25 protein-coding genes are annotated in these 20,853 nt (G+C 58.4%); 17 read left to right on the top strand and 8 right to left on the bottom strand.

All coding sequences use genetic code 11. The features are described 5' to 3' along the window. Positions 1-297 precede the first annotated feature (297 nt). A complete protein-coding gene (gene leuD, locus WKI41_RS17100) occupies positions 298-903 on the bottom strand; it encodes a 3-isopropylmalate dehydratase small subunit (protein ID WP_340194670.1) in 606 nt (201 codons plus the stop codon). Positions 904-1,048: 145 nt separating this feature from the next. Continuing rightward, a complete protein-coding gene (locus WKI41_RS17095) occupies positions 1,049-1,285 on the bottom strand; it encodes a hypothetical protein (RefSeq protein WP_062424811.1) in 237 nt (78 codons plus the stop codon). Positions 1,286-1,396: 111 nt separating this feature from the next. Between WKI41_RS17095 and WKI41_RS17090 the strand changes: the two genes are divergently transcribed. Together WKI41_RS17090 and WKI41_RS17085 are read left to right on the top strand one after the other, a co-directional pair. Then, positions 1,397-2,308: an HpcH/HpaI aldolase/citrate lyase family protein gene (locus WKI41_RS17090; protein ID WP_340194669.1), complete on the top strand. Its 912-nt coding sequence runs from the start codon at positions 1,397-1,399 to the stop codon at positions 2,306-2,308. Further along, positions 2,305-2,511 carry a DUF1737 domain-containing protein gene (locus WKI41_RS17085; RefSeq protein WP_340194668.1) on the top strand — a complete coding sequence of 69 codons (207 nt, stop codon included), beginning with the start codon at positions 2,305-2,307 and terminating at the stop codon, positions 2,509-2,511. Before WKI41_RS17090 ends, WKI41_RS17085 begins: the two co-directional genes overlap by 4 nt. A 174-nt stretch (positions 2,512-2,685) precedes the next feature. Here the strand turns inward: WKI41_RS17085 and WKI41_RS17080 are convergent, their stop codons facing one another. Then, positions 2,686-3,129, bottom strand: coding sequence for a metallopeptidase family protein (locus WKI41_RS17080; protein ID WP_340194667.1), 444 nt, complete (start codon positions 3,127-3,129; stop codon positions 2,686-2,688). Between the two features lie 324 nt (positions 3,130-3,453). On the opposite strand from WKI41_RS17080, the gene rplU reads away from it, so the two are divergent. The 14 genes from rplU (at position 3,454) to WKI41_RS17010 (ending at position 15,657) form a co-directional block, all read left to right on the top strand. After that, complete coding sequence (gene rplU / locus WKI41_RS17075) at positions 3,454-3,768, top strand: 50S ribosomal protein L21 (protein ID WP_062424762.1); 315 nt, start codon at positions 3,454-3,456, stop codon at positions 3,766-3,768. A 40-nt stretch (positions 3,769-3,808) separates the two neighbouring features. Continuing rightward, positions 3,809-4,078 (top strand): 50S ribosomal protein L27, encoded by a 270-nt coding sequence (gene rpmA, locus WKI41_RS17070; RefSeq protein ID WP_062424761.1) that lies wholly within the window; start codon positions 3,809-3,811, stop codon positions 4,076-4,078. A 129-nt stretch (positions 4,079-4,207) separates the two neighbouring features. Further along, entirely contained in the window at positions 4,208-4,840 is a 633-nt protein-coding gene (locus tag WKI41_RS17065; protein WP_340194666.1) for a GNAT family N-acetyltransferase, read from the top strand. Next, positions 4,837-5,421, top strand: a complete 585-nt coding sequence (locus WKI41_RS17060; RefSeq protein WP_340194665.1) for a GNAT family N-acetyltransferase — start codon at positions 4,837-4,839, stop codon at positions 5,419-5,421. The genes WKI41_RS17065 and WKI41_RS17060 overlap by 4 nt, the downstream gene beginning before the upstream one ends. Before the next feature lie 173 nt (positions 5,422-5,594). Continuing rightward, the gene (obgE, locus tag WKI41_RS17055; RefSeq protein ID WP_340194664.1) at positions 5,595-6,659 is read left to right on the top strand and encodes a GTPase ObgE; all 1,065 of its coding nucleotides are present in this window, start codon (positions 5,595-5,597) and stop codon (positions 6,657-6,659) included. Then, entirely contained in the window at positions 6,656-7,825 is a 1,170-nt protein-coding gene (gene proB, locus WKI41_RS17050; RefSeq protein ID WP_340194663.1) for a glutamate 5-kinase, read from the top strand. The genes obgE and proB overlap by 4 nt, the downstream gene beginning before the upstream one ends. Then, on the top strand, positions 7,818-9,104 hold the full coding sequence (locus WKI41_RS17045; RefSeq protein ID WP_340194662.1) for a glutamate-5-semialdehyde dehydrogenase: 1,287 nt from the start codon (positions 7,818-7,820) through the stop codon (positions 9,102-9,104). Before proB ends, WKI41_RS17045 begins: the two co-directional genes overlap by 8 nt. A gap of 42 nt (positions 9,105-9,146) precedes the next feature. Beyond that, on the top strand, positions 9,147-9,731 hold the full coding sequence (locus WKI41_RS17040; RefSeq protein ID WP_296019317.1) for a nicotinate-nucleotide adenylyltransferase: 585 nt from the start codon (positions 9,147-9,149) through the stop codon (positions 9,729-9,731). After that, positions 9,728-10,270, top strand: coding sequence for a ribosome silencing factor (gene rsfS, locus WKI41_RS17035; protein ID WP_340194661.1), 543 nt, complete (start codon positions 9,728-9,730; stop codon positions 10,268-10,270). The genes WKI41_RS17040 and rsfS overlap by 4 nt, the downstream gene beginning before the upstream one ends. 204 nt (positions 10,271-10,474) lie before the next feature. Next, positions 10,475-10,957 carry a 23S rRNA (pseudouridine(1915)-N(3))-methyltransferase RlmH gene (gene rlmH / locus WKI41_RS17030; RefSeq protein ID WP_340194660.1) on the top strand — a complete coding sequence of 161 codons (483 nt, stop codon included), beginning with the start codon at positions 10,475-10,477 and terminating at the stop codon, positions 10,955-10,957. A 141-nt stretch (positions 10,958-11,098) separates the two neighbouring features. Next, complete coding sequence (locus WKI41_RS17025) at positions 11,099-12,520, top strand: murein hydrolase activator EnvC family protein (RefSeq protein WP_340194659.1); 1,422 nt, start codon at positions 11,099-11,101, stop codon at positions 12,518-12,520. Next, positions 12,510-13,838 carry a S41 family peptidase gene (locus tag WKI41_RS17020; RefSeq protein ID WP_340194658.1) on the top strand — a complete coding sequence of 443 codons (1,329 nt, stop codon included), beginning with the start codon at positions 12,510-12,512 and terminating at the stop codon, positions 13,836-13,838. The genes WKI41_RS17025 and WKI41_RS17020 overlap by 11 nt, the downstream gene beginning before the upstream one ends. A gap of 80 nt (positions 13,839-13,918) precedes the next feature. Next, positions 13,919-15,109: a divergent polysaccharide deacetylase family protein gene (locus WKI41_RS17015; protein WP_340194657.1), complete on the top strand. Its 1,191-nt coding sequence runs from the start codon at positions 13,919-13,921 to the stop codon at positions 15,107-15,109. A gap of 35 nt (positions 15,110-15,144) precedes the next feature. Beyond that, the gene (locus WKI41_RS17010; RefSeq protein WP_340194656.1) at positions 15,145-15,657 is read left to right on the top strand and encodes an RNA pyrophosphohydrolase; all 513 of its coding nucleotides are present in this window, start codon (positions 15,145-15,147) and stop codon (positions 15,655-15,657) included. A 52-nt stretch (positions 15,658-15,709) separates the two neighbouring features. On the opposite strand, the gene bfr is transcribed toward WKI41_RS17010, so the two are convergent. The 4 genes from bfr to WKI41_RS16990 form a co-directional block, all read right to left on the bottom strand. Next, complete coding sequence (gene bfr, locus WKI41_RS17005; protein WP_027673553.1) at positions 15,710-16,201, bottom strand: bacterioferritin; 492 nt, start codon at positions 16,199-16,201, stop codon at positions 15,710-15,712. Then, on the bottom strand, positions 16,167-16,478 hold the full coding sequence (locus WKI41_RS17000; RefSeq protein WP_113326764.1) for a (2Fe-2S)-binding protein: 312 nt from the start codon (positions 16,476-16,478) through the stop codon (positions 16,167-16,169). Before WKI41_RS17000 ends, bfr begins: the two co-directional genes overlap by 35 nt. Before the next feature lie 246 nt (positions 16,479-16,724). Continuing rightward, positions 16,725-17,450, bottom strand: a complete 726-nt coding sequence (gene phbB / locus WKI41_RS16995; protein WP_340194655.1) for an acetoacetyl-CoA reductase — start codon at positions 17,448-17,450, stop codon at positions 16,725-16,727. Between the two features lie 71 nt (positions 17,451-17,521). Next, complete coding sequence (locus WKI41_RS16990) at positions 17,522-18,703, bottom strand: acetyl-CoA C-acyltransferase (RefSeq protein ID WP_340194654.1); 1,182 nt, start codon at positions 18,701-18,703, stop codon at positions 17,522-17,524. 244 nt (positions 18,704-18,947) lie between these two features. Here WKI41_RS16990 and phaR point away from each other — a divergent pair, with 244 nt between their 5' ends. Then, positions 18,948-19,526, top strand: coding sequence for a polyhydroxyalkanoate synthesis repressor PhaR (phaR, locus tag WKI41_RS16985; RefSeq protein WP_340194653.1), 579 nt, complete (start codon positions 18,948-18,950; stop codon positions 19,524-19,526). On the opposite strand, the gene WKI41_RS16980 is transcribed toward phaR, so the two are convergent. Beyond that, entirely contained in the window at positions 19,521-20,831 is a 1,311-nt protein-coding gene (locus WKI41_RS16980; protein WP_340194836.1) for an MFS transporter, read from the bottom strand. The two genes, phaR and WKI41_RS16980, sit on opposite strands and share 6 nt — an antisense overlap. Positions 20,832-20,853 lie beyond the last annotated feature (22 nt).

The raw sequence follows: 20,853 nt of genomic DNA, 5'->3' as shown, positions 1-20,853 counted from the left end.
ATTCGGTACGGGTGACGCACCAAACCGGCTTTCGAGACGCCGTCGTTTCGTTTCACAGTCTGTTCAAGAATTGTCGTTGATCTGCCGAAAATGGGGATTTCGAGAACCGGAGCGCAGCGCACTTCCGGCATCGGCCCGAAAATCGGAATCAATTTTCGGTAAGCACGATGCTTAGATCAAAGAAGATAGAGCGTCCTTGGTGCGTCCAATAGGACGCACGGCGCTCTAGTTGCGTGAGCACCTGAAGCGCAGAATTTGCCATTTGCAGGCGACCAACGGCAATTATGGGACGGGCTGTCAGGCCCAGGGCCGGGCGGAGGCATTGCTCTTTTCGAAGCTGTCGATCGCGCCGGCATGCTCCAGCGTCAGACCGATATCGTCCAGACCGTTCAGCAGGCAGTGACGCTTGAAGGCATCGATCTCAAAGGTGACGCGTCCGCCATCCGGGCCGCTGATTTCCTGGTTTTCCAGGTCGATCGTTAATACGGCGTTGGAGCCACGCGAGGCATCGTCCAGCAGCTTCTCGAGGTTTTCGGGGCTGACGACGATGGGCAGAATGCCGTTCTTGAAACAGTTATTGTAGAAGATGTCCGCAAAGCTGGTGGAGATAACGCAACGGATGCCGAAATCGAGAAGCGCCCACGGCGCATGCTCACGCGAGGAGCCGCAACCGAAGTTGTCGCCAGCCACCAGGATTTGTGCGTTCTGATAAGCAGGCTTGTTCAGCACGAAATCAGGATTTGGCGAACCGTCTTCCAGATAGCGAGACTCGGCGAACAGGCCCTTTCCAAGACCGGTGCGCTTGATCGTCTTGAGGTAATCCTTTGGAATGATCATGTCCGTGTCGACATTGACGACCGGCATGGGGGCGGCGACACCCGTCAGCTTGGTGAACTTATCCATTTCTCACTCCGAAATTCAGGCACGGCTCCTAGCCGTTTCACCAGGGCCTTTACAGCAAAAAGGCGCGCTTTTGAAGATCAAAGCACGCCTTAGCGGTACGCCGCATGTTACATAGGGTTGGAAGCCCGCGTATCAGTCGATGGGACTAGAGGTCGATGATCGTGCCGCGACCGTCATTCCACACGCGCATGTTCTGCTGGCGGCGATCCTGCGTCTTCACGCGGATCGGCTCAGGCTTCAGGCGGGAGGAGAACATCTTGGCGATGCTGAGGACCGCAAGCGTTCCGACGAATGCAATCGTCAGAGATGCGGTGAAGAGCGCGGCCAAAGCCAGAACTGCGATGCTGGAGGCTGCGATGAAGAATGTACGAATGCCCTGCATGGTCCAAACCTTTCTGTCCAGACGAATGTGGGCCTTCTTCTTGACGCTTGCAAGAGGTTTCACACCGTCATCGACCTTGCAGATGTAACAAAAGATTGACACAAGTGGGGCATGGCCGAATTTTTTGTCGATAATACTGCACGCCCGCGCCGTTCGCTGCTGTCTGTGCCTGCAATCAACCTGCGCGCCCTCCAAAAGCTAAGCTCTCTTGACTGCGATGGCGCGATCTTCGACCTGGAAGATTCGGTTGCTCCCAACATGAAAGATGAGGCGCGCAGCAACCTTCTGTCCTTCTTCCGCGAGACACCGCTTGCAAACCGCGAAGCGATCATCCGCATCAACCCGCTTTCCACGCAGACCGGGCTCAAGGATGTGGAGGCTGCGCTGACCTGCGGCCCACAAGCCATGCTCTTGCCCAAGGTCGAGCAGCCCTCCGACATTCATGAACTTGCCGACCTTCTGGACGAAGCCGACGCTCCGGAAGAGATGCAGATGTGGGCGATGATCGAGACACCGCGCGGCGTTCTGAACGCCGCAGCGATTGCCGAAGCCGCGCACACAAAAGCCGCAAGGCTTGGCGCCTTCGTGGTGGGTCTGAATGATCTGCGCAAGGAAACCCGCGTTCCGGCAATACCTGGGCGGATCTATCTCGTTCCCTGGCTGATGCAGGTGGTTCTGGCAGCCCGGGCCTACGGGCTGGATGTGATCGACAGCGTTTCCAACGATTTTCGCGATCTGGATGCCTTCGCCATGGAATGCGAGCAGGGCCGCGACATGGGCTTCGATGGCAAGATGCTGATCCACCCGGCCCAGATCGATGCCGCCAACGCCGCCTTTGCGCCGGATGCGGCCGTACTTGCCGAAGCGCGCGAGACGATCGCGGCTTTCGCAAAACCCGAATCTGTGGGATTGAACGTTATCAACATGAACGGACGAATGATCGAACGGCTGCATATGGCCGGAGCAGAACGCCTTGTCGCCATCGCCGAGATCATCGCCGAAAGAAAGGCAAAAAAACCATGAAAGTCTATCGTTTCATCACCGGCCCGGATGACGCCAAATTCTGTCACCGCGTCACCGAGGCTCTCAACAAGGGCTGGGAACTTGCAGGCTCCCCAAGCTATGCCTTCAACGCCGCAGCCGGCATCATGCATTGCGGCCAAGCGGTGACGAAGACCGTCGAGGGCAAGGAATATCATCCCGATATGAAGCTGGGCGAGCAGTAAAGCCGCTGGCTTATCCAGTCGCTGACTGGAGGATCGACACCCTCGCTACCGTTATCCTCGGGCTCGACCCGAGGATCCGATTTTCCAACGGCTTAGGGACCCTCGCCTCAAGGCCGGGGATGACGACAAGCAGGCGTTGCGGCTTCGTCGCACATGCGCACGCAAATACGTAACTTACCCGCGATCCGCAGCTGCGTCGTCCGCGCTCTCCTCGATCCGCTCCATGTCGTCATCGGACAAGCCGAAGTGATGGCCGATTTCGTGGATGAGGACGTGGGTGATGATATCGCCAAGCGTCTCTTCGTTCTCAGCCCAGTAGTCGAGGATCGGGCGGCGATAGAGCGTGATGCGGTTGACCATCTCGCCCGTTTCCATGGTGAAACGCTCCGACACACCGCGGCCTTCGAAAAGGCCGAGCAGATCGAACGGCGTTTCGAGCGCCATGTCCTCAAAAACATCGTCGGTCGGGAAATCCGAAATCTCGATGATGAGGTCTTTCGTCAGGGCTCGAAATTCTTCCGGCAGGTGGCCATATGCCTCAATGGCAAGCGATTCAAACGCTGATATTGTCGGCGCGTGGCGATCCCGCCAATCGTCGGTATTGTCTATGCGGGCCATTTCTGCTCCTTGCTGTGGGGCTGATATAAACCCTTGCGACGTAAAATTCGAGACCTGTTTGCAACAACGGTCGAAAAGGCCTGATTTTCTAGGCGGCGCCGTGGTTTTTAGGCCATTTCGAATCTTGACATAAAGACCTCTCTCGCGTAACTCCCGAGCGAAATTGATGGCGTATTGCGCCTTCCGTTTACTCCGCTTTGAAAAAAGTGGCTCACCGGCAGAGTTCCAAGGGCATTTGCCTCGACGAATTTCCGCTACTCCGACTGATAAAAAGACGGCCAGCGCCAAAAGCGCAGAGCCGGAACGAACATGAAAGGATAAAAAATGTTCGCAGTCATCAAGACCGGCGGTAAGCAGTACCGCGTAAGCGCCAACGACGTGCTGACCATCGAAAAGCTGGAAGCAGACGCAGGCGCAACTGTAGAATTCACTGAAGTTCTCGTTGTCGGCGTTGGCGCTGATGCAAAGTTCGGCGCACCTTTCGTTGCAGGCGCAACGGTCAAGGCTGAAGTTGTCGAGCACAACCGCGGCAAGAAGGTCATCGCCTTCAAGAAGCGTCGTCGTCAGAACTCCAAGCGTACGCGCGGCCATCGTCAGCATCACACTGTCGTCCGTATCACGGACATCGTTGCTGCCTAATCGGCGCGACACGGGAAACTAGGTTTAAAGGAGCAATCCAATGGCACACAAAAAAGCTGGCGGTTCTTCGCGTAACGGTCGCGATTCCAACTCCAAGCGCCTTGGCGTGAAGAAGTTCGGCGGCGAAGCCGTCATTCCAGGCAACATTATTGTTCGTCAGCGTGGCACGCAGTGGCATCCCGACGCCAATGTCGGCATGGGCAAAGATCATACGCTTTTTGCACTCACGGCAGGCAACGTTAACTTCCGCACGAAGGCCAATGGTCGCGTATTCGTGTCCGTAGCGCCGAAAGCGGAAGCCGCAGAATAAGCCGGTAAGCGTCATATGCAGCCGGTGTCCCAATGACCCGGCTGAGACGTAACAGGTTCAGTCACAAAAAAGGGGAGTTGGGGCACCACCCAACTCCCCTTTTTCTTTAACTCCACGGAGGACTGAACCATGCAAGCTGAATTGTTGAGGGTCGACCAATCACGGTCACCCGAAGAACGGATAAGACCTGAACGGTCAAGGAGCGATTGCCCCGTCTTGTTGTCGCAAAGATTAGTTCTGCGCAAACCCCACGAAGAAGACATCGACGCCCTTGCCCATCTTGCCAACAACGCCAACATCGCGACCATGGTGTCGCGCATGCCGCACCCATACACGGCCAAAGACGCCGCGGATTTCGTGCGCCGTGCAGCAAATGGCGAGATTGGCAAGTGCGTCTATGCGATTACGCGCATGGACAATGGCGAATTCATGGGGTGCTGCGGACTGGAGCCGCAGGAAGATGAAAAGACCCTCGAGATGGGCTACTGGCTTGGCCAACCCTATTGGAACAGGGGCTACACCACAGAGGCAGCTCACGCGCTGATCGACATGGCCTTCCGCACCCGCGAGATCGACCAGATCGATGCGCGGTGCCGCGTCACAAATATCGGCTCGCGCCGCGTCATACAAAAGTGCGGCTTTCAGTTGCAGGGTTCCGGCATGGTCGGATCGCTGGCGCTCGGCGCCATGGTTCCCGTCGAATGGTACAGGCTGGATCGCAAGACATGGGTATCGTTGAGAAGCTGGGGAGACATGCGATGACTACGGCTCAGCTGATGCGCCCGCGTAGCGTGGAAACCACACCGCCGCCCGGTCCCTGCCCGACGATCGAAACCAAGCGGCTGGTGCTTCGGCCCCAGCGGTTGACCGATGCCGGCTCGATTGCGGAAACACTTGCCGACTTCCAGGTTACCCGGATGTTGGCCCGCGTTCCCGCACCCTACTACAAGCAGGATGCGCTGGAATGGCTGATCCTTCGCACCTCCGGCACGCTGCCCGATTGGGACTTCGCCATCACTGCCGGTGACGATACCCTGATCGGCGTCGTTTCGGTGGAGCGGCGTCACGGCCAGTGGCACCTCGGTTACTGGCTGAACCGCTTCTACTGGGGCAAGGGCTACATGACGGAAGCTGTCGGCGCTGTTGTCGAACGCTTCTTCCGGCGCATGCCGGGTGAAACCCTGCATTCGGGTGTCTTTGCTGACAACCCGGCTTCGCTGAAGGTGCAGCAGAAGCTCGGCTTCAACATCACCGGCTGCAGCGAGATCTATGCGGTCGCGCGATCCACCATGGTGGCACATATCGATACCGAGCTGAGGGCGGAAGGCTTCGTCCGACCGTAACGTGAAGCATTACAGACAAGGCCGGTTTTGTCGCAAGCCGGCCTTGTTCCCTAGGCGCTTGCCCATGATAATCTTTGACCTTCAGGGCAAGCGGCTATATTCCAGGCGGCAGAAACTTTTTTACGCGGATGGCATGGCCATGACCGCATGCAAGCTGACAGAACGGCAGTCCGATGAAATTTCTCGATGAAGCAAAAGTCTATATCAAGTCCGGCGATGGCGGCGCAGGTGCCGTATCCTTCCGGCGCGAAAAATTCATCGAATTCGGCGGCCCGGATGGCGGCGATGGCGGACGCGGGGGTGATGTGTGGGTCGAGGTCGTCAACGGCCTCAACACGCTGATCGACTTCCGCTTCCAGCAGCACTTCAAAGCCTCCATCGGCCAGCACGGTATGGGCAAGACGCGTACCGGCGCCAAGGGCTCCGATGTTGTGTTGAAAGTGCCTGTCGGCACGCAAATCTTCGAGGAAGACAACGAGACGCTGATCGTCGACCTGACCAAGGAAGGTCAGCGCTTTCGTCTGGCCGCGGGCGGCAATGGCGGCTTCGGCAATGCCTATTTCAAATCCTCCACTAACCAGGCACCGACGCATGCCAATCCCGGCCTTGCAGGTGAAGAAAAGACCATCTGGCTTCGCCTGAAGCTGATTGCCGATGCCGGTCTCGTCGGTCTGCCAAATGCCGGAAAATCCACCTTCCTTGCGACGGTGACCCGCGCGCGTCCGAAGATCGCAAACTATCCCTTCACCACGCTTCATCCCAATCTCGGCGTTGCGACCATCGACGGGCGTGAGTTCGTTCTGGCCGACATTCCAGGCTTGATCGAAGGCGCGCATGAAGGTGTGGGTATCGGCGACCGCTTCCTTGGCCATGTGGAGCGCACCCGCGTGCTGCTTCATCTGGTGTCAGCTCAGGAAGAAAAGGTTGGCCAGGCATACAAGACCGTCAAGGCTGAACTCAACGCCTACGGTGGCGGCCTGACCGACAAGCGCGAGATCGTGGCACTTTCCCAGATCGACGTGCTGGACGAGAAGGAACTGAAGAAGAAAGCCAAGGAACTGGAAAAAGCCTGTGGCCGTCCGCCGCTTCTTCTCTCGGCAGCGGCCCATATCGGCATGACGGAAGCCTTGCGCGCACTGCGCGACGTGATCGTCGATGCAAGCGAAGGCGGAGAGACCGCCCTCCCCGACCGTTCCATGCCCGTCGAAGAGCTAGAGGACGGAGACGACCGTCTATGACATCTGCCAGAAAACCGCTTGGCAGCCATCATCGCATCGTCATCAAGATCGGCTCTGCGCTTCTGGTGGATCGCAAGACGGGGCTGAAGAAGGACTGGCTGGACGCGATCTGCGATGACATCGCGGCGCTGAAGAAGAACGGCGCGGATGTGCAGGTCGTCTCTTCCGGCGCGATCGCGCTTGGCCGAACGGTTCTCGACCTGCCTTCTGGCGCATTGAAGCTGGAGGAAAGCCAGGCGGCCGCGGCCGTCGGACAGATCGCGCTGGCCCGCGCATGGTCGGAAAGCCTTTCCAAGCATGACATCGTCGCAGGGCAAATCCTGCTGACGCTTTCCGACACGGAAGAGCGCCGTCGCTATCTCAATGCGCGCGCGACGATCAACCAGTTGCTGAAGATTGGCGCGACACCGATCATCAATGAAAACGACACGGTGGCGACGACGGAAATCCGCTATGGCGACAATGACCGGCTGGCCGCCCGCGTTGCCACCATGACCGGTGCAGATCTGCTTGTCCTGCTCTCCGACATCGACGGCCTCTACACGGCCCCTCCGCATCTCGATCCCGACGCCCGGTTTCTCGAAACTATTGCGGACATCACGCCCGAGATCGAGGCGATGGCCGGTGGTGCCGCATCGGAACTGTCACGTGGCGGCATGCGCACCAAGATTGATGCCGGAAAGATTGCCACTGCCGCTGGCTGCGCCATGATCATCGCATCGGGCAAGACGCTTCATCCATTGAAGGCCATTGAAGAGGGTGCGCGCTCCTCCTGGTTTGCGCCATCCGGCACGCCGGTCACGGCTCGCAAGACATGGATCGCCGGTCAGTTGCAGCCCGCCGGCGAAATGCATGTCGATGAGGGTGCTGAAAAGGCGCTTCACCAGGGCAAGAGCCTGCTGCCGGCCGGTGTCAAACTGGTGAAAGGCAATTTCGGCCGCGGCGATGCTGTCGCAATCATCGGCGCGCAAGGCCGCGAGATCGCGCGCGGACTTGCCGGCTACGATGCCGACGAGGCACGCCGCATTTACGGTCACAAGTCGAACGAGATCGAAGCGATCCTCGGTTACGTTGGACGCTCGGCGATGATCCATCGCGACGATCTGGTGATGACCGGAACCGCCGTCAAAGTGAAAAAAGCAAAGAAGGATGAAGTCGATGCCTGACCAGGCCTTGGAGCAAAGCCAATCTGTCGATGCGCTGATGATGAATATCGGCGCACAGGCGAACGCTGCTTCACGACCGTTGTCCATCGCGTCGACTGCCCAGAAGAACCGCGCGCTGCTGGCCATGGCGTCTGCCATCGACGCCTCGGTGGATCGCATTCTGGACGCCAACAAAAAGGACGTTGCAGCGGCCGAACAGGCAGGCGTGGCAGGCTCCTTCATCGACCGGCTGAAACTCGACCCATCGCGCATCGCCGGCATTTCCGAAGGCATCCGCGCGATCGCCAATCTTGCCGATCCTGTCGGTGAGGTGATCGCTGCATGGGATCGCCCCAATGGTCTGAAGATCGAGCGGGTGCGCACACCGCTCGGCGTCGTCGGCGTGATCTATGAAAGCCGTCCGAATGTTACGGCGGATGCCGGTGCGCTGTGTCTAAAAGCGGGTAACGCTGTGATCCTGCGCGGCGGATCGGATTCGCAATATTCATCGCGCGCTATCCATACCTGCCTTGTGGAAGGCCTGAAGATTGCAGGACTTCCAGAGCATGCGATCCAACTGGTGCCGGTGACCGACCGCGCCGCGGTCGGCCTGCTGCTCGGCGGCCTTGGCGGGACTGTCGATGTGATCGTGCCGCGCGGCGGAAAGAGCCTCGTAGGCCGAGTACAGACGGAAGCCCGCGTACCGGTCTTTGCGCATCTGGAAGGCATCTGCCACGTCTATGTCGACAAATCCGCCGACCTCGATATGGCACAGAAGATCGTGCTGAACGCCAAGATGCGCCGTACCGGCATTTGCGGCTCCGCCGAAACCTTGCTGGTCGATCGCGCCGTGGCGGCAAGCCACCTTGAACCCCTGGTAAAAATCCTGCTGGAGGCAGGCTGCGAGGTACGCGGTTCGGATGAGGTGCAAAACGCCGTTGTAGGCGTGACGCTGGCGAATGAGGAAGACTGGCGCACGGAATATCTCGATGCCATCATATCGGTGACCCTGGTGGACGGTATCGATGGCGCGATCCAGCACATTGGCACCTATTCGTCCAATCACACGGAAGCGGTGATTGCTGAAGACCCGCAAGTGGTTGCCCGCTTCTTCAACGAGATCGATAGCGCCATTCTTCTGCACAATGCCTCCACGCAGTTTGCCGATGGCGGCGAGTTCGGCATGGGCGCTGAAATCGGCATTGCGACCGGCAAGATGCATGCGCGCGGTCCGGTCGGCGTCGAACAGTTGACCTCCTTCAAATACCGTGTGCACGGCACCGGCCAGACGCGGATCTGATATTTGGCGGCTGATCCGGTTCTTGACCAACGTTACCTGACCATGCCGCACACCGAGCGCGGCATGGTGATCGGGCTATTTGGTGGGTCCTTCAATCCCCCGCATGATGGCCACGCACTGGTGGCGGAAATCGCTATGCGTCGTTTGGGCCTCGATCAACTCTGGTGGATGGTGACGCCAGGCAACCCGCTGAAGAGCAAGACCGGACTGGCGCCACTTGCCGAACGGATTGCCGCCTGTGAGGACCTCGTCACCGATCCGCGCATCAAGATCACCGCATTCGAGCAGACCCTTGGGGTCAGCTACACGGCCAATACGCTCGCCAAGATCAAAGCGCGAAATCCGCACGCGCGTTTCATCTGGGTCATGGGTGCGGATAATCTGAGGACCTTCCACCATTGGCAGAAATGGCGCGTGATTGCTGAGACCTTTCCAATTGCCGTCATCGACCGCCCGGGGGCAACGCTTGCCTACCTCTCCTCCACCATGGCGCAGGCCTTCAGCCATGCGCGGATCGATGAGGACGATGCCGGGGTCTTGTGGAAGAAGGACGCCCCCGCTTGGGTTTTCATTCACGGTCCGCGCTCGACCTTGAGTTCCACTGCCATACGCAACGGGCATAAATGAAGTATGAGCCTCTGCGCTACGGCCCCACCATCTTGAAAAGTGAATATAATGATGCCACCTTTATTGTGTGCCGTGGTGAATCGCGGCGCTCAGTATCTGTTTTGTCATTTCGGAAAGGAAAACCTCTGACAACAGTACACACCAAGGGAAGAGCTTACAGCGCTATCCCGAAGGGCCAGGAGAGTGGCGTCGATGCCGCCCGTCGTGCCCTGGAAACCGTCCTTGCGAGTGTCGAGGACTCCAAAGCAGAAGATATCGTTTCCCTGAACATTGCCGGAAAGTCGGCGCTGGCAGACTACATGGTGGTCGTGTCCGGGCGCTCAAGCAGGCATGTGACGGCGATCTGCGAACATCTCATCACCGACATGAAGGATGAGGGTTTCGGCGGCGCGCGTGTTGAAGGCCTGGAGGCTGGCGACTGGGTGCTGATCGACGCAGGCGATGTCATCATCCATGTGTTCCGTCCAGAAGTGCGGGCGTTCTACAACATCGAAAAGATGTGGGCGACCCCGGACATTGAGGAAGAAACACTGCATTGATCGCGGGTTAGAGCATGCCGCGCAAATATATGCAGCGGTTTTGCATTAACGACATGCGATGAAGCATAGGAATAAAGCGTAAGCGCCAATCTGAGAGGTCGCGACACGCTTTAGGCCAAAGGCTTTTCTCGGTCGCATGGAAATCCGCAGCCAATTCTGCTACAAGCCGCAGCCTTACAGGGTTGCGAACAGGCTGATATGTGAATGCGGATTTCAATTTTTGCGGTGGGACGGCTGAAATCCGGCCCCGAGAAAGAGCTTGCGTCTCGCTACCTGGATCGTTTCGCCAAGGCCGGCCCGGCCATCGGGCTGGAATTCGGCAAGATTATCGAGGTGCAGGAAAGCCGCGCCTCCAACCCGGATACGCGCAAACGCGAAGAAGCGGCGATGCTGGAAAAGCATCTGGCCGATGGTGCTGCACTGATCCTGCTGGATGAGCGCGGCAAGGCGCTCGACAGTCCCGCTTTCGCCGAGCTTTTCTCCACCATGCGCGATAATGGCAAACGCGATGTGATCATCGCCATCGGCGGTGCGGACGGACTAGACCAATCGCTGACGGAGAAGGCAGCCGCCACGCTCTGCCTCGGCAAACTGACATGGCCACACCAGATCGTGCGCTTCCTGATTTCCGAACAGCTCTACCGCGCCGTCACCATCCTCTCCGGCCATCCGTACCACCGGGTCTGAAGGTTGCCTTCCATCCTTCTCGCCTCGACATGCTTTCGTCGCAAAAACGCGTCTATGTCGCGCTGTAATCATGCCTATTGGCGCAAAGCCGCGAAGCAGCGTATGGTCGCCGATCTTATCAGCGGGTAGAAGAACATCATCATGGGTCCAGCGCGCGACAGATCTCGACTTGCCTTGAGGGCATGTCGACTTGCGCTCCGAGGGAGCGTGGCTGTCATCATCGGCCTCACCTCGCTCACACCGCATCGCGCCGACGCGCAGGACGCTGTGCCCGCGCCGACCGCAGAGCAGCCCGAATCTTCCAGTGAATTGCAGGAACTGGAAACACGACGCGACCAGAACCGCCAGGACCTGCAGGAACTGGTCGACAGTATCGGGCTATCGGAAGACAAGGCGCGACAGCTTGAAGAGAGCATTGCAGCGCTCAACCAGGACACTGCGCGGATCAAGGAAGAACTGATCGCATCTGCCCAGCGCCGCAAGGATCTGGAAGCCAAGATCAATGATGGTCAGGACCGTTTGGCGAAACTCAGCGTGCGTGAGGACGATGTGAAAGCGTCGCTTCGCGAGCGGCGCGGTGTGCTGGCCGAAGTTCTCGCAGCCCTTCAACGCATGGGCCGCAACCCTCCGCCTGCCCTTCTCGTATCCCCGGAAGATGCGCTTGCCTCCGTGCGAAGCGCAATCCTGCTCGGTGCCGTCGTTCCCGGCATTCGCGCTGAAACGAACAAGCTCGTTACTGCTCTCAAAGAGTTGACTGATCTGCGCCAGGCGATTGCTACCGAGCGCGAGCAGTTGACCGGCATGATGACGGCAAGTCTGGAAGAGGAAAAGCGTCTCGATCTGCTGCGTGCCGAAAACGACAAGAAGAGCAGCCAGACGACAGCCGATCTCGAGGCAGAACGCAAGCGATCAGAAGAACTTGCGAGCAAAGCGACCAGTCTTGAAGGCCTCGTCTCCTCGCTTGAAAACGAGATTTCATCGGTGCGCGAAGCCAAGGAAAAGGCGCGTCTGGAGGAGGAGCGGATCGCCCGTCTTCCCCCTGCCGAGCGGGACAAATTGGAGGCACAAACCGAGGCTGGGGTGCCCGATAAAAACCGCATTGCGCCAGCATATCCGTTTTCGAGCTTGAAGGGTAAGCTGGCTATGCCGGTTTCCGGGGACGTGCTGAGACGCTTCGGCGATGCCGACGGAACGGGGCATTTCTCCAAGGGAATTGTCGTCGCGACCGGCCCGGAAGCACTGGTAACAGCGCCCGCCGATGGCTTTGTGGTTTTTGCTGGAGAATTTCGAAGCTACGGCCGCATGATCATCCTTAACGCCGGCGACGGTTATCACCTGGTGTTGACGGGCATGGACAATGTGAGAACGCGGCAGGGCATGTTCGTTTTCTCCGGTGAACCGATTGCCTCCATGGGCGTAAAAAGAGTGGCAAGTGCGGCGGCTTTGGCGCTGGAAACTGACAAGCCGACGCTTTACATTGAATTCAGAAAAGATGGAGTGCCGGTTGATTCTCAACCCTGGTGGTCCGCGAAAAATACCGGAAGGGCGCGTAATGATTCGTAAGGCTTCGCTTCTTCTCATCGGTGGGCTCATGGGCGCCACAGCGATGAGCGTTATCTATTCTGCCAGTCTGCCGGCGCAGGCCGCAGGCCCTTCCACCTACAAAGAACTCTCGATTTTTGGCGATGTCTTCGAGCGAGTGCGTGCACAATATGTAACGCCGCCCGATGACAAGAAGCTCGTCGAAAACGCCATCAACGGCATGTTGAGCTCGCTCGATCCGCATTCGAGCTTCATGAACGCCGAAGATGCCAATGACATGCGCACCCAGACGAAGGGTGAGTTCGGCGGTCTCGGCATCGAAGTGACGATGGAAAACGAGTTGGTCAAGGTCATCTCGCCGATGGACGATACGCCTGCCGCCAAGGCTGGTATCCTCGCCGGTGACTTCATCTCCGAAATCGACGGTCAGCCGGTGCGCGGTCTGAAGCTGGAAGAAGCGGTCGAGAAGATGCGCGGCGCCGTCAAGACGCCGATCAAGCTCACCATCATCCGTCAGGGCGCCGACAAGCCGCTCGACATCACCGTCATGCGTGACATCATCGCGGTTCGCGCCGTCAAGTCGCGCGTCGAAGGTGGCGATGTCGGCTATCTGCGCGTCATCTCCTTCACGGAGAAAACCTACGACGACCTCGAAAAGGCGATCAAGAAGATCAAGCAGGACGTGCCGGCCGACAAGCTCAAGGGCTATGTGCTCGACCTGCGCTTGAACCCAGGCGGTCTGCTCGACCAGGCGATCAACGTGTCCGATGCCTTTCTCGAGCGTGGCGAAGTGGTCTCCACCCGCGGCCGCAACCCGGATGAAACCCGCAGATTCAACGCCACCGCCGGCGACCTCACCGATGGCAAGCCTGTTATCGTGCTCATCAATGGCGGCTCGGCCTCTGCGTCTGAAATTGTCGCTGGCGCGCTACAGGATCTGCGTCGCGCGACTGTTGTCGGTACGCGCTCCTTCGGCAAGGGTTCGGTCCAGACCATTATTCCGCTTGGCGAAACCGGCGCGCTTCGCCTGACGACGGCGCTTTATTACACGCCGTCCGGCAAATCCATCCAAGGCACCGGCATTACGCCGGACATCAAGGTGGAACAGCCGCTGCCGCCGGAGCTTCAGGGTCGTGTTCGCGCCGAGGGTGAATCCAGCCTGCGCGGTCACATCCAGGGCCAGAGCGAAACCGAAGAAGGATCGGGCTCCGCAGCTTACGTTCCACCGGAAGCAAAGGACGATATCCAGCTTAACTACGCGCTGGACCTGCTGCATGGTACCAAGACCGACGCGTCCTTCCCGCCGAACCCGGAAAAGGCAGTCGTCAACAAGCAGTAAGACATCGAAGGCACCGGCCAACGGCCGGTGTCTTTCTCTGTCTGGTCAGACGTCACTCACGCATAGCCACGGATACACCATTGTCATCAGACCTGCGTAAGCCGCTCATGGGTCGGAAGCGTAAAAAGAGCGTCGGGTTTTTCCGGCGCTTTTCTGTGTTGACGCTGCTGGCGGTGCTCGCTTTCGGTGGCGTGGCGGGATTGTCGCTTTACACGGCGCTTTCGCCCGGCAATCTGGCAAAGAGCTCAACAGCGCCGGATGTGGCGCTTGGACCTGCTGGAACCCCACAGGAACGGGCACCAGCCACGAATGAGGATGGCAGCGTCGATCTGCAAAGCGGACGATCCGGCGCCAATGTCCAGCGCAACACGATGTCGGACGGCAATGTCGTGTCCGTTTTCTCTCCAAAGGACCGAACCGATAACGCCCCTGTGCTGATGACCGGCCAGACGATTGGCCAGGACCCTCGCGTCGCGATGCGACCGAATGAGGACCTGCTTGAGGACAGCCCCTTCGGCAAGCTCCCAATCGTCAGTGCCGACGGCCTGAAGCCGATGGATCAATATGCCAGACCTTGGTCCGGGGCACGCGGCACCCGTATCGCCATAGTGGTGGGTGGACTTGGCTTGAGCCAGACCGGTACGCAGAAGGCCATCAAGGAGCTTCCGCCGGAAGTTACCCTAGGCTTCGCCGCGACCGGTAACAGCCTGCAGCGCTGGATGCAGGAGGGCCGCCGTGAAGGCCATGAAATTCTGCTGCAAATCCCTTTCGAGCCCTTCGGCTATCCCGGCACTAATCCAGGTCCAGACACCCTGCTGGTCTCCGATCCGGCGAAGATCAATGTGGAGCGGCTTCACCGCTCCATGGCAAAGATCACCAACTACACGGGCGTGATGAATTATCTCGGCGCGCGCTTCATGGCCGATGACAAGGCACTCGAACCGGTGCTTCGCGATCTCGGGCAACGCGGCTTGCTGTTTCTCGATGACGGGTCGTCGGCACAATCGCGCACCGGCATTATCGCAAAAGCCGTTTCCACGCCCACCGGCTTTGCCGATCTGCAACTGGACGATCAGGTGAACGACGCCGCTATTCTTCGCAAGCTGGACGATCTGGAGCGGATTGCGCGCCGTAATGGATCCGCCATTGGTGTCGCCTCTGCCTTCGATGAGAGTGTTGCTGCCATCTCCAAATGGTCCATCGAAGCGGCAGCGCGCGGCATTGAGATCGTCGGCGTGTCCGCGCTTGTCTCGCAAGATGGCAAACAGTAAGTCTGATCTACCAACATCAACATCCGGGTTCAATAATGTCGATCAAAGCAGACGATCTGCCCTACCGCCCCTGCGCCGGTATCATGGTTCTAAACGATAAGGGTCTCGTCTGGGCCGGGCGCCGTATCTCCCAAGGCAATTCCGAGTTCGATGGGTCGCCTCAACTCTGGCAGATGCCCCAGGGCGGTATCGATGACGGTGAAGCCCCTCTGGCCGCTGCCATTCGCGAGCTTTATGAAGAAACCGGCATGAAGACGGTGACGCTGCTGGCCGAGGCGCGCGACTGGATTCATTACGATCTGCCGCCGCAGCTGATCGGCGTCGGGCTTCGCGGCAAGTATCGCGGCCAGGCACAGAAATGGTTTGCCTTCCGTTTCGACGGCGATGAAAGCGAAATCCAGATCAACCCGCCACCCGGCAGCAACGAGGCCGAGTTCGACGCCTGGGACTGGAAGCCGATGGAAACATTGCCTGACCTGATCGTACCGTTCAAACGCGCGGTCTATGAAGAGGTCGTGGACCAGTTCCGACATCTGGCAGGTAAATAACGGCAACAAAAAAGGCGGCATCTCTGCCGCCTTTTCGATCAATCTGAATGGATCACTCGGATTCGGCAGAATCGGCCGAATCGGCGTTGAGCTGGCCGTACTTGGCTTCGCCGATCTTGTTGAGCAGATCGAGCTGTGTTTCGAGGAAGTCGATATGACCTTCTTCGTCGATGAGCAGCTGTTCGAACAGCTTCATCGAGACGTAGTCGCCAGCATCGTGACAGATGTCGCGAGACTTCTTGTACGCTGTGCGGGCGTCATACTCGCCAGCAAGATCGGCTTCCAGCACTTCCTTGACGTTCTGGCCGATGCGCAGGGGTGCTACGGTCTGAAGGTTCGGATGGCCTTCGAGGAAGATGATGCGATCAATGATCTTGTCAGCGTGCTGCATCTCTTCGATCGACTCGGCGCGCTCTTTCTTGGCGAGCTTCGTGTAGCCCCAGTCGTTCAACAGCCGGTAGTGAAGCCAGTACTGGTTCACTGCACCGAGTTCGAGGAACAGTGCCTCGTTAAGCTGCTCGATGACTCTTTTGTCGCCTTTCAATGTCCGCTCTCCTGTGGTCTTCATGTAATTGTTTCAGGCGGGACATAAAATCAAAAACTTCGGCCTCAGTCGAGTGCCGACGTGCATGATAGTCTTCCGTTGTTTTGATGATCAGGTCGACGACGGTCGGGAAACAGCCACAGCAACGACCACGCTTCTGCATGGCGTGATAGACTTTCGCCGGAACGATGAGCTGCCAACAGTCTTCGTCGAGAAGCTCGTTGATGACATCGCGAATGTCGTTATCGGTGATGTAATTGCAGCTACAAACCAGCATGATCCATTGCCTGCGTGACGCAACACGTTGTTTTTTCTGTTAAACCAAAACAGGACATTCCATGTCAAGAAAAACAATCACGCAATTGGACAAGTGATCGACTTAGATCGCTTCTAAACTAGATGAAAACCTTCGTCTTTTCATTTATTTAGCAGATTCTTGATGAGAAGTGCGTTGATCGTACCGACGAATTCCACCGACTGGCCACGTCAGATATCACGGGTTTGTGATCGGGCGTCGACCCCGTCAGGCGAAATACTGTCCGCCATTGGCCGTCAGCGTCGATCCCGTGATGAAGCCCGCCTCATCGGACGCAAGGAAGAGCGCACATCGGGCAATCTCATCCGGTTCACCCAATCGACCGACCGGGATCTGGGGCAGGATGCGCTCATTCAGAACGGTCTCGGGGATTGCGCGCACCATCTCCGTGCCGATATATCCGGGACAGATTGCGTTGACGGTGATGTTGCGAGAGGCGCCTTCCTGCGCCAGCGCCTTCGTCAGTCCGATGTCGCCAGCCTTGGACGCCGAATAGTTCGCCTGGCCCGCCTGGCCCTTTTGGCCGTTGATCGACGAGATGGTGATGATGCGACCGAAGCCGCGTTCGCGCATGCCCGGCCAGACCGGATGCGTCATATTGAAGACGCCGTTGAGATTGGTATCGATCACATCACGCCATTGCTGCGGCGTCATCTTGTGAAACATCGCGTCGCGGGTGATGCCGGCATTGTTGACCAGGATGTCGATCGGCCCGAGTGTTTGCTCAACCTCTGCCACGCCGGCTACACAGGCATCATAATCGCGCACATCCCATTGGTAGGCTGGAATACCGGTCGTTTGCCGAAAGGTCTCGGCGCGGTCCTCGGTGAAGGCATAGTTGGCCGCGACCTTGTAGCCAGCCGCCTTGAAGGCCTTGGCGATTGCTGCGCCGATGCCGCTCGTTCCACCCGTTACCAATGCCACACGGCTCATCTTCAAGGCCCTCGATTCGATTGAGTAGCCCTTTAGAGGGGCCAACGTGGCATTTCAATGATACGCGGTGGTCACAGCCCTTCGAGGCACATGGCAATGCCCATGCCGCCGCCGATGCAAAGCGTGACGAGACCCTTCTTCGACTGGCGGCGTTTCATCTCGAAAAGCAGCGTGTTCAAGACCCGTGCACCGGATGCGCCGATCGGGTGGCCGATCGCAATCGCACCGCCATTGACGTTGACAATCTCTGGGTCGAGGCCGAGATCGCGAACCACGGCGCAGGATTGCGCCGCAAAAGCCTCGTTTGCCTCGACCAGATCGAGATCGCCCACCGCCCAGTCGGCCTTCGCCAAGGCCTTGCGCGACGCGGGAATCGGGCCCGTTCCCATGATCTGCGGATCGACACCGGCGGTTGCCCAGGAGGCGATGCGCGCCAGAGGCTGGATATTGCGCTTGGAGGCTTCTTCTTCCGTCATCAGCAGCACGGCAGCGGCACCGTCGTTGAGGCCGGATGCGTTGCCAGCCGTGACACTGCCCTCCTTGTCGAAGGCGGGACGTAGCTTGGTCAACGCCTCGAGCGAGGCACCTGCGCGGATATATTCGTCGGACGAAATGGTCACATCGCCCTTGCGGCCTTTAATGATGAAGGGTGCAATTTCGTCCTCAAAACGCCCGGCTGCTTGCGCCGCTTCGGCGCGATTTTGCGAGCGCACCGCATACTCGTCCTGCTCCTCGCGTGACAACTGCCACTGGCGTGCAATATTTTCCGCGGTGATTCCCATGTGGTAGCCGTGAAAAGCATCAATCAGGCCATCCTTCAGCATGGTATCGACCATCTTGAAGTCGCCCATCTTCACACCGCCACGCAGATGCGCTGAATGCGGCGCCATAGACATGGATTCCTGCCCACCCGCAACGATGATTGCGGCATCACCAAGCGCGATCTGCTGCGCGCCGAGCGCGACCGCCCGCAGGCCTGAGCCGCAAAGCTGGTTGATACCGAACGCGGTTGCCTCCTGCGGAATGCCCGCCTGCATTGCAGCCTGGCGCGCCGGGTTCTGCCCCTCGCCAGCGGTCAGCACCTGTCCCAAGATCGCTTCATCGACATCGTCTGCAGCAACACCAGCCCTTTCCAAAACCGCGCTGATGACGGATGCGCCAAGTTCATGCGCCGGCGTATTGGCAAAGCTACCATTGAACGAGCCGACCGGCGTGCGGGCAGCACTCGCGATCACGATGGAGGATGAAGCCATTGATGTTTTCTCCCGGATTTTGGCGCGAGACTGTCAAAGCTTGGGGCGCAAGTCAATTTGGCCAAGTTGATTTAAAGGGACACTGCAAAGCAGCATCCTGATGCTGCGAAATTGCTGCGCAAGAAAGTGACTGTTGCATCGCACAAATCATTTGTCAGATGCCTTTGTTTCAGCATACTCTTTTGGATGGGAAGAGCAAAAACACCAAAAAAATGCGCAATACCGGCATCGCGAGGAGGCGAGCATGGGAAGACATGGCGGCGAGACCATCATCAAGAAATACGCCAACCGGCGTCTCTATAACACCGGCACCAGCACCTACGTGACGCTGGAAGACCTGGCGAAAATGGTCAAGCGAGGCGAAGAATTCAAGGTTCAGGACGCCAAGACATCTGAAGACATCACCCATGCCGTGCTGACGCAGATCATCGTCGAACAGGAAGCCAAGACCGGTAACACCCTTCTGCCGACCGCCTTCCTTCGCCAGTTGATCTCGTACTACGGCGATCAGATGCAGATGGTCGTGCCGACCTTTCTCGAACATTCGATGAAGACCTTCTCCGAGCAGCAGAGCCACATGCAGGAGCATATGGGCAAGGCGTTCGGCGACCCGTCGATGACGAAGAATTTCTCCGCTCCCTTTCAACTGATGGAAGAGCAGATCAAGCGCAACACCGAACTCTTCAAGCAGACGATGCAGATGTTCACCCCGTTTGCGGCGCCTGCATCGACGCCGAAGGAACCGCGCAAGCCCGATGCATCGGAAATCGATGAGCTGAAGGCGCAACTGCGCAGCCTCCAGACCAAGCTCGACCAGCTATAGGGTCTTTGGAACTCTCAGGAGCAGGATGAACCCTGCTCCCAAAAAGAGGATGAGCGTTGCCATGCCGATATGGGCGGACCCGGTCGCGTAGGTCGCGGCCGAAAACATCAGCGTCGCCATGAAGCTGGTGGCGCGCCCAGACAGCGCATAGATGCCGAAATAGCGCCCTGCTTCCGCAATCGTAATGTTGCGCGCGAGGTAAGACCGCGACGAGGCCTGCACGGGGCCGAAGGCAAGTCCGATCAGAACGCCGTAAACCAGATATGCCTTTTCCGCACCGCTGCTGAACAGGCCGTGGGTTTCTTCTGTCGAAAATTGCAGCAGCCCGAAGAGCGTTGATGTCTTCTGTGTGGAAATGATGCCGATCGTCGCCATAAGCAGCAGCACGAGGCTGACGATGATCATCATACGCGAGCCAAGCCGCTGATCGAGCCGACCGGCGGCAAAGCAGCCGCCAATGGCAACGATGTTGAGAATAATGCCGTAAATGCCGATTTCCATTGTCGCCCAACCGAACATGCCGGCAGCGAAGGCGCCCCCAAGGATGAGCAGACCGTTGACACCATCCTGGTAGAGCATCCGGGCAATCAGGAACCGCGTGATCAGCGGCCGGTGGCGCAGCTCCCTCAGCGTCGACTTCAACTCTGACAGGCCGGAGCGCACAGCGAGCCCAAGGGGCAGCCCTTTCTTCACGTCCGGCGTGAACAAGAACATCGGCAGGATGAAGACAAGATACCAGACCGCTGCAATCGGCCCCGTGATGCGAGCGTCCTCTCCCGTTGTCGGATCCAGCCCGAAAAGCGGCGGCAGGCCGATGATCGTGAGCCCCATCTGCGGGCTCGCCGCCATGAACAGCACGATGAAGATCAGCACGATCATGCCGCCGAGATAACCGAGCCCCCAGGCCGTGTTTGAGATACGCCCGACGTTCTCGGGGTTTGTGAGACGCGGCATCATCGAATCGTTGAAAACGATGGAAAATTCAGCCGCAATCGAAGCAAAGATCATGAAGAGCGCGGGCCACAGCACCGGTGATCCCGGCGCGGCAAACCACAACATCGCCAGACAGGCGATCTTGATGACGGCAAAGAACGCGATCCACGGCTTTCGCGACCCGGACTGATCGGCAATCGATCCGAGGATGGGCGAGAAGATCGCGATCACCACCGAGGAAATGGTCGCAACATTGCTCCAGAGTGTCTGGGCGGAGACCGGATCGTCCGTCAGTCTCGCAACGAAGTAAGGTCCGAAGATGAAGGTGGTGACGACGGTAAAGAAGGGCTGCGCTGCCCAATCGAACAGCATCCAACCCCAGATACCCTTCGCA

It is taken from the genome of Agrobacterium larrymoorei, from assembly GCF_037722385.1.
GTDB classification, from domain to species: domain Bacteria; phylum Pseudomonadota; class Alphaproteobacteria; order Rhizobiales; family Rhizobiaceae; genus Agrobacterium; species Agrobacterium larrymoorei_C.
The sequence above is the reverse complement of the archived record's forward strand: the minus strand, read 5'-3'. Positions and strand labels throughout refer to the sequence as shown.